General features: G+C 67.7%; 15 protein-coding genes. 4 read left to right on the top strand and 11 right to left on the bottom strand.

The window, feature by feature from the left end; genetic code table 11:
• Positions 1 to 60 precede the first annotated feature (60 nt).
• From LJ725_RS17975 to hemP, 7 genes are all read right to left on the bottom strand, one after another.
• Positions 61 to 834, bottom strand: a complete 774-nt coding sequence (locus LJ725_RS17975; RefSeq protein ID WP_230552017.1) for a heme ABC transporter ATP-binding protein — start codon at positions 832 to 834, stop codon at positions 61 to 63.
• Between the two features lie 2 nt (positions 835 to 836).
• On the bottom strand, positions 837 to 1,871 hold the full coding sequence (locus LJ725_RS17970; protein WP_230552016.1) for a FecCD family ABC transporter permease: 1,035 nt from the start codon (positions 1,869 to 1,871) through the stop codon (positions 837 to 839).
• 2 nt (positions 1,872 to 1,873) lie between these two features.
• A complete protein-coding gene (locus tag LJ725_RS17965) occupies positions 1,874 to 2,737 on the bottom strand; it encodes a heme/hemin ABC transporter substrate-binding protein (protein WP_230552015.1) in 864 nt (287 codons plus the stop codon).
• Positions 2,737 to 3,786, bottom strand: a complete 1,050-nt coding sequence (locus tag LJ725_RS17960) for a hemin-degrading factor (RefSeq protein WP_230552014.1) — start codon at positions 3,784 to 3,786, stop codon at positions 2,737 to 2,739. Before LJ725_RS17960 ends, LJ725_RS17965 begins: the two co-directional genes overlap by 1 nt.
• A gap of 11 nt (positions 3,787 to 3,797) precedes the next feature.
• Positions 3,798 to 4,640, bottom strand: a complete 843-nt coding sequence (locus tag LJ725_RS17955) for an energy transducer TonB (RefSeq protein ID WP_230552013.1) — start codon at positions 4,638 to 4,640, stop codon at positions 3,798 to 3,800.
• Entirely contained in the window at positions 4,634 to 6,880 is a 2,247-nt protein-coding gene (locus LJ725_RS17950; protein WP_230552012.1) for a TonB-dependent hemoglobin/transferrin/lactoferrin family receptor, read from the bottom strand. The genes LJ725_RS17955 and LJ725_RS17950 overlap by 7 nt, the downstream gene beginning before the upstream one ends.
• A 109-nt stretch (positions 6,881 to 6,989) precedes the next feature.
• A complete protein-coding gene (hemP, locus tag LJ725_RS17945) occupies positions 6,990 to 7,163 on the bottom strand; it encodes a hemin uptake protein HemP (protein WP_230552011.1) in 174 nt (57 codons plus the stop codon).
• 96 nt (positions 7,164 to 7,259) lie between these two features.
• Between hemP and LJ725_RS17940 the strand changes: the two genes are divergently transcribed.
• Positions 7,260 to 7,754 (top strand): hypothetical protein, encoded by a 495-nt coding sequence (locus tag LJ725_RS17940; RefSeq protein ID WP_230552010.1) that lies wholly within the window; start codon positions 7,260 to 7,262, stop codon positions 7,752 to 7,754.
• Positions 7,754 to 8,023 carry a hypothetical protein gene (locus LJ725_RS17935; RefSeq protein ID WP_230552009.1) on the top strand — a complete coding sequence of 90 codons (270 nt, stop codon included), beginning with the start codon at positions 7,754 to 7,756 and terminating at the stop codon, positions 8,021 to 8,023. The genes LJ725_RS17940 and LJ725_RS17935 overlap by 1 nt, the downstream gene beginning before the upstream one ends.
• A 2-nt stretch (positions 8,024 to 8,025) precedes the next feature.
• Here the strand turns inward: LJ725_RS17935 and LJ725_RS17930 are convergent, their stop codons facing one another.
• Positions 8,026 to 9,924 (bottom strand): potassium transporter Kup, encoded by a 1,899-nt coding sequence (locus LJ725_RS17930; RefSeq protein WP_230552008.1) that lies wholly within the window; start codon positions 9,922 to 9,924, stop codon positions 8,026 to 8,028.
• An 89-nt stretch (positions 9,925 to 10,013) separates the two neighbouring features.
• Here LJ725_RS17930 and LJ725_RS17925 point away from each other — a divergent pair, with 89 nt between their 5' ends.
• Complete coding sequence (locus tag LJ725_RS17925; protein WP_230552007.1) at positions 10,014 to 10,406, top strand: carboxymuconolactone decarboxylase family protein; 393 nt, start codon at positions 10,014 to 10,016, stop codon at positions 10,404 to 10,406.
• A gap of 5 nt (positions 10,407 to 10,411) precedes the next feature.
• Positions 10,412 to 11,326 carry a phosphoribosylaminoimidazolesuccinocarboxamide synthase gene (locus LJ725_RS17920; RefSeq protein ID WP_230552006.1) on the top strand — a complete coding sequence of 305 codons (915 nt, stop codon included), beginning with the start codon at positions 10,412 to 10,414 and terminating at the stop codon, positions 11,324 to 11,326.
• A 44-nt stretch (positions 11,327 to 11,370) separates the two neighbouring features.
• Here LJ725_RS17920 and LJ725_RS17915 read toward each other — a convergent pair whose 3' ends face one another.
• The 3 genes from LJ725_RS17915 to LJ725_RS17905 form a co-directional block, all read right to left on the bottom strand.
• The gene (locus LJ725_RS17915; RefSeq protein WP_230552005.1) at positions 11,371 to 11,628 is read right to left on the bottom strand and encodes a hypothetical protein; all 258 of its coding nucleotides are present in this window, start codon (positions 11,626 to 11,628) and stop codon (positions 11,371 to 11,373) included.
• Between the two features lie 53 nt (positions 11,629 to 11,681).
• Positions 11,682 to 12,593 (bottom strand): TerC family protein, encoded by a 912-nt coding sequence (locus LJ725_RS17910; RefSeq protein ID WP_230552004.1) that lies wholly within the window; start codon positions 12,591 to 12,593, stop codon positions 11,682 to 11,684.
• A gap of 82 nt (positions 12,594 to 12,675) precedes the next feature.
• A complete protein-coding gene (locus LJ725_RS17905) occupies positions 12,676 to 13,023 on the bottom strand; it encodes a hypothetical protein (RefSeq protein WP_230552003.1) in 348 nt (115 codons plus the stop codon).
• Positions 13,024 to 13,048 lie beyond the last annotated feature (25 nt).

Raw genomic sequence — 13,048 nt, 5'->3', positions numbered from 1 at the left:
ATCATATCATCGACCGAATCCGGCGGGTTTATGTCGGATTGAACACCGATTCACGGTGAATCAGCCGGGGCTCAAGAATGCAGTCCCACTGCCAGTCTCGATTCGCACGATCGGCGTCGCAAAGACGTGCGACAGACGATCGGGAGCGAGCGTTTCGCGCGTCGGTCCCAGATTGGTCACACGCCCGTCCTCGACGATGCCCACGCGGTCGGCATAGCGCGCCGCCATGTTGAGATCGTGCAGGACGGCGAGCACGCCCAGTCCACGATCGACGCGTCGCCGTGCGCTGGCGAGGGCGGCATGCTGGTGCGAGAGATCGAGGCCGGTGATCGGCTCGTCGAGCAACAGGAACGGCGTGGCCGCCGGATCGGCGTCGCATTGGGCCAGCACGCGGGCAAGCTGCACGCGCTGGCGTTCGCCGCCGGACAGAACGGTGTAGGGCCGGTCGGCGAAGGCCAGCGCCTCGGTCTCGGCGAGCGCCCTTTCGGCCAGCGCCTGCATCTCGCGTTCCGACAGGCTGCCGCGGAAGGCGAGCAATCCCAGCATGGCGATCTGCAGGCCGGTGAAGTCGAAGGCCACCGCCGAGTGCTGCGGCAGCACGGCGCGGCGTCTCGCCAGTTCGCGCTTGCTCCACTGACCGAACGGCCGGCCATCGAGCAGGATCTCGCCCGAGCTCAGGGGGCGGTCGCCTGCCAGGGCGTTGAGCAGTGTGCTCTTGCCTGCGCCGTTGGGACCGATGATCGCCACGAACTCGCCCGGCGCCACTTCGAGCGAGACGTCGCGCAACAGGGTCCGGGCGCGCGCGCGGACCTCGATGCCGATCGCCTGGAGCATTTTCACAGTCCACCCCGCGCGGCGCGGCTCGCCAGCAGCCAGAGGAAGAACGGGCCGCCGACCAATGCGGTGAGCACGCCGATCGGCAGTTCGGCCGGCGACACCATGGTCCGCGCCAGCGCGTCGGCGAGAACGAGGAAGGCGCCGCCGAACAGGGCGGCGGCCGGGAGGAGGGTGCGGTGCGAGGGACCGAGCAGCAGACGAACGATGTGCGGCGCGATCAGGCCGACGAAGCCCACGATGCCCGAGATCGCCACGCCTGCGCCGACGGCCAGCGCCACCTGGGCCACCAGCCGCTTCTTCAGGCGTTCGACGTCGACGCCGACATGACCGGCCTCGCGCTCGCCCAGCGCCAGCGCATCGAGCAGGTGCGCGGTCGGCAGCAGGGTCGGCACGCTGATGGCAAGGATCAATAGTGCGGGTACGATCGCCACCCAGGTGACCGAGCCGAAGCCGCCCATCGTCCAGAAGATCAGGGTGCGGAGCTGCTGGTCGTCGGCCACGAAGACCAGCATGCCGATGCCGGCCGAGGTGAGCGCGTTGATGGCGATGCCGGCCAGCAGCAGGGTGCCCACCAGCGTCACGCCCTCGCGCGCGGCAATGCGATAGACGAGGACGGTGGCCGCCAGTCCCCCGAGGAAAGCCGCGACCGGGAGCGACCAGGGCCGCAGCTCCGGCGGTACGACGTGCATCACCCGCTCGCCCAGCACGATCGTCGCGACCGCCGCGAGCGCGGCGCCGCTCGACACGCCCAGCAGGCCAGGATCGGCCAGCGGGTTGCGGAACAGGCTCTGCATCGCCGCGCCCCCGGCCGCCAGCGCGGCGCCGACGGCGAAGGCCGCGACGACCCGCGGCGCACGGATGGCATAGAGGACCGCCGCCGTCGTGTCGTCGAGCGGCGCGCTCGACAGGCCGAGGGCCGACAGGATCTGGCCCGGTCCCACCGGAAACGCGCCGATGCAGAGGCTCGCGACCACGCTGGCCACGGCGGCCAGCGCGAACAGGGGAATCGGCCGACGGAGGGCGAGCGCGGTCATTTTCACGGCGCGCGGGCGAGTTCCGGATGCAGCGCCATCGCCAGTTCGGTCGCCGCCTCCGGGGTCCGCGGGCCGAAGCCCAGCAGGAGCAGCGTATCGAACTCGATGAGCCGGCCGGCCTTGCCCGCGGGCGTGCGGTTGAGCGAGGGCTGGTCGAGGATCGCCTGCCGGCCGCCCATCGCCTGCACCGTTTGACGCGTCACCAGCACGTAATCGGCGTTGGAGGCGAGGACCGATTCCGGCGTCAACGGCCGGTAGCCCGCATAGCCATCGATCGCATTGACGCCGCCCGCCAGCTTGATGATGCCGGCCGCGGCGGTGTCGCGGCCCGCGGCCTGCGGGGCGCCGCCGGTCATGGAGAGCAGGAACAGGACGCGCGGATGACGGGTCGTCCTGGCGAGCGTCGCTGCCAGCGATTTCATGGCGTCGCGGCCCCGGGCGATCATCGCGTCGGCTTCCGCGACCTTGCCGGTTACCTTGCCGACCGCCGCGATCTTGGCGACGACGCTGTCGTAGTCGTAGTGGTCGGGCAGGACCATGATCTCGATACCCGTCGCCTTGAGCTGGTCGAGCGCGCCGGGCGGTCCGGCCGCGGTCGTCGCGATGATCAGCGTCGGCTTGAGCGACAGCACGCCCTCCGCCGAAAGGGCGCGCATGTAGCCGACCTGGGGCAGCGCGCGCGCCGCCTCCGGATAGAGGCTGGTCGTGTCGACGCCGACCAGCATGTTCTCGGCGCCCAGCGCATAGACGATCTCGGTGATGGCGCTGCCGACCGACACGATCCGCGGCGGCCGTTGCGCATGGACCGGGAGCGCCGTGGCGGCGGCCGCGACGGCGCCCAGTCCGAGGACGGTGCGGCGCTTCATCACGACGCCGCCTGCTTCTCGACACGCGCCACGATGGCCCGCCAGTCCTCGAGCTCGGGCTTGCCCGGCTTGCGGGCGCCGAACATCAGCAGGATGTTGCGGCCGTCCGCGTCGAACGCCTCGAGTGAGGTCACGATGCCGTCCTCGGTGGGCTTGCGGACCGAGAAGACACGGGCGACGCCGTCGTCGCGCAGGTGCAGGTTGAAGTCGGGATCGAGCACGTTGAACCAGCCGGGCGTGGCCACCAGGCGCTTCACCGGCCCGCTATGGATCTGGATGCAGCCGCGGTTGCCGACGAAGACCATGACGGGCGTGCCGTCGGCCGCCGCAGCCTCGAAGGCCGAGCGCAGCGACCGCGCCGGCAGCTCGCGCGCCAGATCCTCGCCGACCAGGCGCAGCGCCTGGACGCGGCCGACCTTGAACTTGCCCAGCATGCCGAAGAATTCATGGGTGTCCTTCATGCCCCGCCAGGCCGTGCGCAGCCCCTCCAGGTCGATCTCGGAATCGGGACGGTCGGCGGTTTCGGACGCGCGGGCCACGATCTTCAGCTCGGGCGGCGTCGCGGCCGCGTAGCGCGCGATCAGCGTGTCGAAGGCCGGACGGTCGGTTTCGTCGGTGGCGTAGATCTTGTGCACGGCTTCGCCGGCTGCATCGAAGAACTGCAGGCTGAGGCGCTCGCCCTGCTTCAGCGGTTCGCGCACCGCGAAGGCATGCTTCCACTGTCCGAGGAACAGGCGCAGGTCGATGTCCGTGCCGAGAACGATGCCATGCGGGCCCTTCACGTCGACGTCCTCGAAGCGGCCATGGCGCTCGTGCACGCAATGCTCGTTGCGCGTCAGGCACATCACGCGGCCGACGCCCGGCATGTCGTTCAGGATGCCGCGCCAGTCGGCGACGAGCGGCGTCGCGGTCTGACCGACACCGAGCGCCACCAGTTCGGCCTCGCCGACGCCCAGTGTCGCGGCGGCGTCGCGGATGCGCAGGGCGGGCTTCTCGCTGCGCAGGCGGCTCCAGCGGGCGGCGAGGTCGGAGTTCGAGGGCGAGAGCATGGGCAGTCCTTTCAACGGAGATGAAAACGAACGGGGATTTCCACCCAGGCGGCGACCGGCCGGCCGTCGCGCAGGGCGGGAAGGAATTGCCAGCCGCGCACCGCGGCCAGCGCCGAGCGGTCGAGCAGGGGGAAGTTGCTGCTGCGCCACAGGACGATCTCGGCGGCGGCGCCGTCGGGCTGGAGACGCACGCGCACCAGCACCTCGCCCTGCTGGCCGAGTTCAATGGAGCGCGGTGGATAGACCGCAGGCGTCGGCGGCACGCGATAGCGCGGCTTGCCCTCGAACACGATGAGCGACGAGGAGGACGCCGCCGCCTGCTGCGTGAGGCTGGCGTTGCCGGCATCGGGCGAGGGCGCCTTCGTGACGGCGGCCTGTGCCGTCGGGCGTGGCGCGGCGGCCGGTTTGGGCTGCGGCGGCCGGGGCTTGGGCACTTCGACCGGCTTCATCTCGGCGGCGGTCGGCGGCGGCGGCTCATCCGGTGGCGGAACCTCGACCTTGATCTCGGGCTCCACGGCCGCAACCTCTTGCGGAGGGGGCGGCTCCGGCTCGGGAGGCGTCGTCGTCTCGGCTTTCTCGACCGGAGGCGTCGGCGGTTCGGGTTGGAGGAGCGGCTCGGGAGTCGGATCGGGTTGGTTGGCTTCCGCGGCGGGACCGGGAGTCGGCGCGGCCAGCGAGAGCTCGACCATCAACGCCGGCTGGTCGTCGCTGGCGCTGCTGCCGGACATGCCGGCGAGAAAAAGAGGAACGATGGCCAGCCCGTGCAGGGCAAGCGACAACGCCACCGGCACGCGCGGACCGCGTGCCGGTGGCGCCGGCAGTCGCTCGGCAGAGAGGGCTGCCGGGACTACCATTTGGCCAGAAGGTTGACGCCGAAGTACCGGCCGGGCTGGGCATAGAGATCGAGCTGCGGATTGGTCGGCGTGATGCCGATCGTGTCCGGCGCGTTCCAGTACTTGGCGTTGGTGATGTTGAAGGCGCCGGCGTTGATCTTGAAGTGATCGTTGATGACGTAGCCGACGGTGGCGTCGAGGTTGAAGTAGGCCGGTGCCTGGAAGTAGGTCGGGTTGCTGACGGCGGTGTGCGCGGCCGCCACCGTACCGATGAGCTGCGCCACGAGGCCCTTGTCGAAGCCGTAGCGGATGCGGGCCTGCGTGGTCCAGGGCGACACCGAGTCGACCGGCAGGCCGGTTCTCGTGTCGGTGCCCTGCGCGAAGGCCGTCCAGCCGGCAACGGCCCATTCCGGGGCGAAGCGGTACTCGCCGCGCGCCTCGATGCCCCAGATCGTCACGTTGGTGAGGTTGACGTACTGGTACTGCGTGACCGGACCCACCATGCCGACGACGGTGGTTTCGAGGAAGTTGTTGTAGAGATTGTAGAAGCCGGTGAGCTGCCAGCTCGAGCCGTTCTCGTACTTGCCGCGGAAGCCGACTTCGAAGGAGTTGGCGGTCTCCGGCTTCAGGTTGGCGTTGGGCAGGATCTGGTAGAACGATGCGGCATTGGTGAAGCCGAAGTTCGCGTTGTCGTACGGCGGCGCGCGGAAACCCGTCGCATACTGGAAGTAGCCCGAATAGGTATCGTTGAAATGGTACAACAGGCCGAGCTTGGGCGAGGCCGAAACATAGGTGGTGGCCGAGGGCACGGCGTTGAGCGTAGCGCCCGTGGAGTTCCAGAAGTACTTATCGGGATTGGGCGTCATGTTGTAGTAGTCGAGACGCACCGCCGGCGTGATCTTCAGACGACCGCCCAGTGCGCTGATCTCGTCCTGAACGTAGATGCCGGCCTGGACCGTGTCGGTATCGGGAAAGTTCTTGTTCGGATAGAGTTCGCCGCCCACGGAGTTCGTCGTGGCGCCGGTCGCCAGCGTGATCTGTGTGCGGTTGCGCGGCCGGGTCGTGGTCGTCCACGAGAAGCTCAGTCCGTAGGTGAAGAAGTTGTCGAGGCCGCCGATCTCGCGATCGGTGTGCATCTGCAGCTCGGCACCGGTGACGTTCTGCGTGTAGTAGAACTGCGAGGTGCGGGCATTGCTCGGGACGACGCTGGTGACTCCGCCGCGCAGCGTATAGGTATCGGCCTGGGTATAGACGGAGTTGAAATAGGCGAGGAAGCTCAGCCGGTCGACGAAGCCGATCGGCGCGTTGTGCTCCCACTGGGCGCTTATCCGATAGGTGTTCGTATAGTCCTGTCCCCATTCGTCGTAGACCCGAGCGAACAGGCTGGGGAAGGTGCCGACGGCGCTGAGGACGTTGGTGCTCTGTCCGCTCTGGTTGTACGAGCCGGTGAGCCGGATCGTGTCGACCTCGGTCGGCTTGATCACAAGCTTGGCGAAGAAGTTGTTGTTGTACCAGGTCGTGGGGTTCGGGCTGATCGTCGTCTGGGCCGGCTGGTACTCCTGACCGTCGCGCCTCGTGTAGATGCCCATGAACTCGACGTTGCCCGAGCGAACCGCGCCGGTGAACGATTCGGTGAACTGCTGGTTGGCGCCGCTGTAGGCAGCCTTGGCGCTGGCATAGACGTTCTTGCCGTCACGGAAGTAATCGCCGGGATCCTTGGTCGTGTAGGCCACAACGCCGCCGATCGCGTCCGAACCGTAGAGTGCGGAGGCGGGGCCGCGGATGATCTCGACGCGCTTGATGTCCTCGAGGTCGGGCTGTTCGCGCGAATAGGTGCCGGCGCCCTGGTTGCTGTCGGGGAAGTCGGGCGTGCGCATGCCGTCGACCATGAGCAGCACGCGGTTGCCGCCGATGCCGCGGATCACGAAATTCTGGAAGCCGGCGCGATTGGGATTGTTGCCGACGGTGACGCCCGGCTCGTTGCGCACGAGGTCGCGAACGTCCTGCATGTTTTCGCGATCGATGTTCTCGGTCGTGATCACCGACACGGTGGCCGGCACGTCGTCGAGCGGGCGCCGGCTGCGCATGGCGGCGGTCGTCACGGCATCGAGCTGGGTCGGCACGCCTTGGGTGGCGGGTGCGGGCTGGGTCGGGTCGGCGGAGGGCGGCGCGGTCTGGGCCTGCGCCCAGGCGGGCGTGAGGGAAGGCGCCCCGAGGGCGGTTGTCGCCATCAGCGCATAGAGCAGTCTGCGGGTTTTCATTTGAGCCGGGTCCCCAAGATAAAAAGGACGCCTGGCTCGCGGGGGCCCGCGAAGGGACCGGCTGGCTGGGCAGTTTAGCCGAGGAGGGATGGCCCCTCGGGGTCTTCGATCACTTGGTCAGGATGAGCTTGTTCGAGGCGGTGAGGCGCAGGCGATACAGTTCAGCGCCATGGCGGATGAGGACCTCGCGGCGCCCCTGCAGGATCGCGACACTCTCCACCGCCGGCATCGTCAGTTCCGGCCTGTCGCGCTGCGTTTCGTCGGTCCGAAACGGGCGGCTCATCTCGCTCATCTCCCCTGCACATCCTTTTGAGTTGCGAACGAGTCTCAATTGCATAAACTACCACTCCGGTCAAGGTCCTTCAGCAGTGGTGAGGCGATGGAATTCACGCAACAACAAGAGTCTAGCGCCCAGCAAGGCCTCAAGCCCGGCTGCGGCCGGTTCGATTGCGCCTGCGCGCTGCCGGTCGGCGAGCGCTTCGTGCTCTGGGCGCTTCGCCAGTGGCTGCAGGACCGTGCGCTGCCGGGCGAAGGCTCGATCCTCCACCGCGGCTTCAAGGTGGCGGGCCTGCTCGAGGTGCTGCCGGATTTCGTGATCGCCATGGATGCGTTCCTGTTCGGCGCACGCCGCGCCATGGAAATCCACGTGCCGACCTGCTCCAGCGTCAGCCGAGACGAGGCCGTGCTGGTGGCGCTGTGCGGGCTCGCCCAGGCCGATCACGACCGATCGCTGCTCGCCTCGCTCGACATCATGATGGCGCCCACCGCCTCGCGCGTTGCCGCCGTCCGCCTCAAGGCCTTCGCCGTCGCCCTGGCGGGCGCGGGCCTCAGGCTTGCGCCGGCGGCGGGCGCAGCGGCCGGGCGTCTCAACTGATGGCCGATTGCATGACCGCACCGATGCCCGATCGCCTGTCCGACCTGCAGCACGCGATGCGCGTGATCGCCGACGCCGTCGAAGGACTGCCGCCGGAGTGTCGCGACCTTGCCGGTAACGCGCTTCTCAACATCGCGGCCGAGGCGGTGACGCAGGATGTCGGGTGCACCGAGGCGGGCCGCATCTTCGCGCGGCTGGGCGATCTCCTGTCGCGCGGCCTGCAGCCGCCCGCCCAGGACGCGATCGCGCTGTCGGGGTTCGACGCCTAGAGTCAGATCTCGATGCGGCTGCCCAGTTCGACCACGCGGTTGGCAGGCAGGCCGAAGAAGTCGCCTGCACTGGCGGCGAACCGCGACAGGGTGAGGAAGAGCTTCTGCTGCCAGCGCGGCAAGAGCGGCTTGTCGGCGCTCACGAAGCTGTTGCGGCCCACGAAGTAGGACGTCCGCATCGGATCGAACGGAATGCCCTTGTCTTCCAGGAGCGCGAGGTCGTTCGGCACGTCGGGCTGCTCCATGAAGCCGTAGTGCATCACCACGCGATGCACGCCCTTGCCAAGATGGGTGACCTGACTGCGTCCTTCCGGCGAAACGAAGGGGATGTCGGGCACCTCAATGCTCAGAAGCACCACATGCTCGTGCAATACCTCGTTGTGCTTGAGATTGTGCATCAGGCAACGCGGCGCGTTGCCGGAGAAGGCCGTCAGGTAGACGGCCGTTCCCTGCGGCCGGTGCACCCGCGCTGGGTTGATGCTTTCCAGCAGCACCTCGAGCGGCAGCGCCTCGTCCTGCTCGCGCTTCGCCACCGCGGCCCGGCCGGTCAGCCAGGTCCACATGCAGAGGAAGATCACGGCGGCGATCGCCAGCGGCACCCAGCCGCCGTCGAGGAACTTCAGCATGTTGGAGGAGAGCAGGGCGAGGTCGAGCGTCATGAAGGCGCCGAACACCAGGATGCTGAGCGGCCAGCCCCAGTTCCACTTGCGCACCGCGATCACGAAGACCAGCGTGCTGGTGATCAGCATCGTGCCTGTAACGGCGATGCCGTAGGCGGAGGCGAGATTGGTCGAGGACTTGAAGGCCATCACGAGGATGACGACGCCGAGGAGCTGCAGCCAGTTCACCACCGGCAGGTAGACCTGCCCGAACTCGCTGGCGGACGTGTGCTGGATGTGGACGCGCGGGCTGAGGCCCAGCAGGGCGGCCTGCTTCGCCATGGAGAAGGCGCCCGAGATGGTGGCCTGCGAGGCGATTACTGTGGCGGCGGTGGCGAGGACGACCAGCGGATAGAGCGCCCAGTCCGGAGCGAGATTGAAGAAAGGATTCGCCAGAGCGGTCGGGTCGGCAAGAATCAGTGCGCCCTGGCCGTAGTAGTTGAGCAGCAGTGCCGGCAGGACGAGACCCAGCCAGGCGAGACGGATCGGCTTGGCGCCGAAATGGCCCATGTCGGCATACAGCGCCTCCGCGCCGGTGATCGCCAGCGTGATCGCGCCCAGGGCCACGAAGGCCACGAACTTCTCGCGCAGGGCGAAGCCGATCGCATGGTGGGGCGACAGCGCGGCCAGCACCTCCGGCCGCTGCACGAGCTGATGGGCGCCGAGTACCGCGATCACCATGAACCAGATCAGCGTCACCGGCCCGAACCACCGGCCGATGCCGCTGGTGCCGAAATGCTGCACCGAGAAAAGCGCGACGATCACGCCCAGTGCGATCGGGATGATCATCGGCTGGAAGGCCGGCGTGGCGACTGTCAGGCCCTCGACGGCGCTCAGCACCGAGATCGCGGGAGTGAGCAGGCAGTCGCCGTAGAACAGCGCGGCACCGGCGATGCCCAGCATCAGGTAGAGACGTCGACGCCACTTCGTCGGAATGTTGTTCTGGCTGGCGACCAGCGCCATCAGCGCCAGCACGCCGCCCTCACCCTTGTTGTCGGCGCGCATGACCACCACGACGTATTTCAGCGTGACGACGACGATCAGCGCCCAGGTGATGAGCGACAGCATGCCCAGCACGTTGTCGTGCGTCGGCTGGATGCCGGTGTACTCGCTGAAGCACTCCTTGACCGTGTAGAGCGGGCTGGTGCCGATGTCGCCGAACACGACGCCGAGGGCGGCCAGGGTCAGCGCCGCCCGGCGCCGCCGGCCGGCGGGTTCTACTGCAGTGCCGCTGGCGGCCATCTTCTCGACGTGTCTCCCCTTCGAACGATTGATCCTACCCGCGAATTCCGGGACGCTGCAGTCCAGATTTCGTCACAAAGGAGGGAGCGATGGCCGAGAACGAGAACTACAGGAAGGGCAGCGAGATCCGGGCCAGCCTGATGGGCGAGAAGTTCGCCGCCGACATGAACAAGTCGGTCTACGACGACCCGATGATGAAGAAATTCGGCGACTACGCCCGCGAGGCGGTTTTCGGCATGCTGTGGTCGCGCCCCGGCCTCGACCTCAAGACGAAGACACTGATCTGCGTCATCTCCGACACCGCCCAGGCGCGCTGGCCCGAGCTGGCCATCCACCTGCGCATGGCCCGCCGCCAGGGCTGGACGGAGGACGAATTGTCCGAGGCGCTGATGCATCTTTGTGGCTATATCGGCCTGCCGTCGGTGCGCGAGGCCATGCTCACCGCCAAGGAAGTGTTCGAGGAAATGCGCAAGGAAGGCTGAAGCCGATGCTGATGACGGTGAGTGACCTGCCGCTGGAGCGGATCGCGCGCGGCAAGGTGCGCGATGTCTATGCCGTGGATGCGGAGCGGTTGCTGCTGGTCGCGACCGACCGGGTGAGCGCCTACGACGTGGTGATGGCCGAGCCCATCCCGCAGAAGGGCGCCGTTCTCACCCAGGTGAGCGCCTGGTGGTTCCGCCAGCTGGGCGATCTCGTCGATCATCACATGATCTCCGCCGCCGCCGACGAGATCGTCGCCGCCGTGCCGGCGCTGAAGGGGCACCGCGCCGCGATCGCCGGCCGCGCCATGCTCTGCCGGCGCGGCACGGTCTTCCCGATCGAGTGCGTGGTCCGCGGCTACATCACCGGCTCGGCCTGGCGCGAATATGCCAAGGCGGGCACCCTGGCCGGCGAGACCCTGCCCACCGGACTGAAGGAAAGCGGCCGGCTCGATCCGCCGATCTTCAGCCCGGCGACCAAGGCCGAGAGTGGCCACGACGAGAACATCACCATCGGCCAGATGCAGAAGGCGCTGGGCGCCGACGTCACCGCCGAGCTCGAGCGGCTGACGCGCCTCGTCTACACGCGCGGCCGCGACGTCGCGCTGAAGCGGGGCATCATCATTGCCGACACCAAGTTCGAGTTCGGCCGCACCGCCGACGGCAAAATCCTGCTGATCGACGAGGTAATGACGCCGGATTCGTCACGCTTCTGGCCGCTCGACGGTTATGCCGAGGGCAGGCCGCAGCCCAGCTTCGACAAGCAGCCGCTGCGCGACTGGCTCGACGTCGAACGCCACGCGGGCCGCTGGAACGGCGAAGCCCCGCCGCCCAAGCTGCCGCTCGAGGTCGTCGAGGCCACCAGCAAGCGCTACCTCGAAGCCTATCGCCGGCTGACCGGCGCCGAGCTGTCGGTATCGTAAAGGGCCTTCGCGTCCCGTTCGGCGCGAATGGCGGATGATACCGGTCAATCGCGCTTGGGAAGGGTGAAGCGCGCGTCGCGCAGCTTCTTCTCGAGCGGAGGGATGCCCGCGGCGTAATTGCCCTTGGCGCATTCGTTCATCGCCACGCTGGCGTCGACGTCGGGGAAGAGCTGGCCGTTGCCCTGGCCACTGAGATAGCGGCGATAGATGCGGGAAAGTTCGGCGCAGTAGGAAGCGTCGTCGGCGAAGGCGGCCGACGGCGCCAAAAGCATCGCCAAAAGCGGTAGCAGCTTGCGGATCATGGGGCGCGGTCTACGCCGCGACCCCAAGTCCCGCAAGCCGTGCGATTTCAGCCCTACTGAGCGCTGCGCGCCAGACGGGCGTTACGCAGCACCATGCGCTCGCGCACCCACAGGAAGAGGGCGGCGAACGGCAGCCAGCCGATCCAGCGCAGGCCCTCGAGCATGTATTCGCCCTGCGTGGTCGCCATCAGGTAGTCGACCTGGACCTTCCAGATGCTCGACGCCGCCTCGAAGCCCAGCATCCAGATCAGCATCGCGGGCAGCAGCACCGTCAGCGGCTTCATCTGCTCGCTGAGGCGTTCGGCGTACCAGGGCGCTAGGGCGATCGAGAAGGCCAGCACCGCCAGCACCAGCTTGGCGGCCGGATGCGCCTCGAACCAGGCGACCAGCATCGGCTCGCGCACGATCATGCCGTAGGCCGTCCAGCACAGCACCGCGCCGCCGACCAGGATGACCGACGGATAGCGGTCGACCAGCTTGATCACGAGCTGGCTGCCCCACACGATGATCGGCACGCTGATGGCCAGACCGATCAGGATCAGCAGGATCGAGCCGTGCGACGCGCCGCCGATGGCCAGCACGTTGTCGATGCCCATCACCGCGTCGGCGATGATGATGGTGCGCACCGCCGCAGCAAAACTGGCGGCCGGTGCCTTGACGAGGTGGCTTTCCTCTTCCTTGTCCTGCGGCGTCAGCAGCTTGCGCGCGATCCAGACGAGGGCGAGACCGCCCGCCAGCATGAAGCCCGGAACAGCCAGGATGTAGACGACGAGGATGGCCATCAGGGCGCGGATGGCGATGGCGCCGAAGGTGCCCCAGAAGATGACCTTCTTCTGGCTGTCCTTGGGAAGGTTGCGTGCGACCAGGCCGATGATGAGGGCGTTGTCGCCCGCGAGCACGAGGTCGATCAGGATGATGGCGAGGAGCGCGGAAAAGAATGCGCCCGAAAACAGTTCGAGTTCCATGAAAGTCTCCAACAACAAGTGAATGAGTGCCGTCGCCCCGCGCTTCCCGAGGAAGGGCGGTCGCCGGTGGTTCAGTCAGTCGTCAGAGCTTTATCGGCACTTTCTCGACGGCGTCCCGATGGACGGGGTCGAGCGGATGGAAGAAGGCGCCCACCACGATGCGCAGGACCATGATCCCCGCCGCCATCGCGCCGCCGGCCAGCAACAGCTCCAGCAAATGCCAGTGGCGCATCGCCAGCACCGAGAACTCGCCGCCGAAATCGAAGAAGGCGAACTCAAGCCCGGCTTCGCCGAGCCACGTCGGATCGACCGCGTCGCCGAACGACGCCAGGATCATGCAGATCACGATCGACGCAACGAACAGCTCGCCGCTCGGAGACACGGTCCGGACGGCGTTGGCGGCGCGATGCGATCGGTGGATCAGACGCATGGTGCAGTCAATTTCCCGCCGCTCC

This window comes from Reyranella aquatilis, from assembly GCF_020880995.1.
In the GTDB taxonomy this organism is placed as follows: Bacteria; Pseudomonadota; Alphaproteobacteria; order Reyranellales; family Reyranellaceae; genus Reyranella; species Reyranella aquatilis.
The sequence above is the reverse complement of the archived record's forward strand: the minus strand, read 5'-3'. Positions and strand labels throughout refer to the sequence as shown.